The sequence below is a fragment of the Dietzia sp. UBA5065 genome, assembly GCA_002415925.1.
Lineage (GTDB): Bacteria > Actinomycetota > Actinomycetes > Mycobacteriales > Mycobacteriaceae > Dietzia.
The window spans coordinates 1-1,236 of the sequence record DIAZ01000043.1; the positions used below are offsets into that span (position 1 = coordinate 1).

Genomic DNA, 1,236 nt, shown 5'->3' on the forward strand with positions numbered 1-1,236 from the left:
GCGGTGCGTCAGGGACGGGGGATCTACGACAACATCGTCAAGTTCGTCAAGTTCCAGCTCACCACCGCGTGGGCGTTCGTCCTGGTCTTCCTGGCCAGCGGGCTGTTCGGTTTGGCGGCCGTGCCGTTCTCCGCTCTGCAGGTCCTGCTCGTCAACATCGTCATGGACGGCCCGCCGGCCATGGCCCTGGGCGTGGAGCCCGTGGAGAAGGATGCCATGCGTCGGCGTCCCCGGCCGGCCGGGGAGCAGATCCTCACACCGGCACGGCTGGTGCGCATCCTGTGGCTCGGCGTGGTGATGGCGGCCGGGACGCTGCTCGTCCTGGGGTTCGCGGACCGGGTGTTCCCCGAGCGCGCGGGCGTGCCGCTGTTCGCCACCACGCTGGCGTACGCCACCTTCGTCTTCTTCCAGGTGTTCAACCTGATGAACGTCCGATCCACCACCGGCTCGGTGTTCTCCCGGGAGATGGCCCGGAACGCGCCGATCTGGGTGGCGCTGGTCGCGGTCCCGGTGCTGCTCGTGACGGTGGTCGAGGTGCCGTTCCTGCAGGGGATCTTCGACACCACCTCGCTGCACGGCGACGAGTGGCTGCTGGCCGCGGCGGTGGGCTCGTCGATCCTGTGGCTGGAGGAGCTCCGCAAGGTCGGGGCGAGGTGGCGCGCTCGGCGGGAGAGCGGATCGGGCAGGATGGACGTGGTCTGACGCGCACTCCTGGAGGGCGCCGCCACCGCGGGCCGCGGTCGGCGCGACACGGTCGGACCGACGAGGAGGACACCACAGTCATGGGCAGGGTCACCGCCAGCAACACCATCGTCATCGAGGCGCCCGTCGCCGCCGTCACCGCGGCGATCGCCGACTACGCCCAGGTCCGTCCCCGAATCCAGCCCGAGCAGTTCAGCGCGTACCGGCTGATCGAGGGCGGCCGGGGCCAGGGCACCGTCGCGGCCTGGAACCTGCAGGCCACCAAGAAGCGCAGCCGCGACGTCAGGGCCACCGTGACCGTGGAGGACGCCGCCGCCCACTGGTCGCTCGTCGAGGAGGACGCCAACTCGTCGATGGCCACCACGTACACCGTGCGCGAGGCGACCGGCGGGTCGCTCGTGGAGATGACCACCTCGTGGGACGGCGCCGGGGGAGTGGGCGGCTTCTTCGAGCGCACCTTCGCGCCGGCCGGGCTCAAGCGGATCCAGCACGAGCTGCTGTCCAACCTCAAGGCCGACGTCGAGGGGTAGCCCC

At 70.8% G+C, this 1,236-nt stretch carries 2 protein-coding genes; both read left to right on the forward strand.

The features are described 5' to 3' along the window. Window positions 1-702, forward strand: a 702-nt coding sequence (locus B4M60_RS03030) for a cation transporting ATPase C-terminal domain-containing protein (protein WP_291080160.1), incomplete at its 5' end; no start/stop codon positions are given. 80 nt (window positions 703-782) lie between these two features. Beyond that, complete coding sequence (locus tag B4M60_RS03035) at window positions 783-1,232, forward strand: SRPBCC family protein (RefSeq protein WP_291080162.1); 450 nt, start codon at window positions 783-785, stop codon at window positions 1,230-1,232. Window positions 1,233-1,236: the final 4 nt, after the last annotated feature.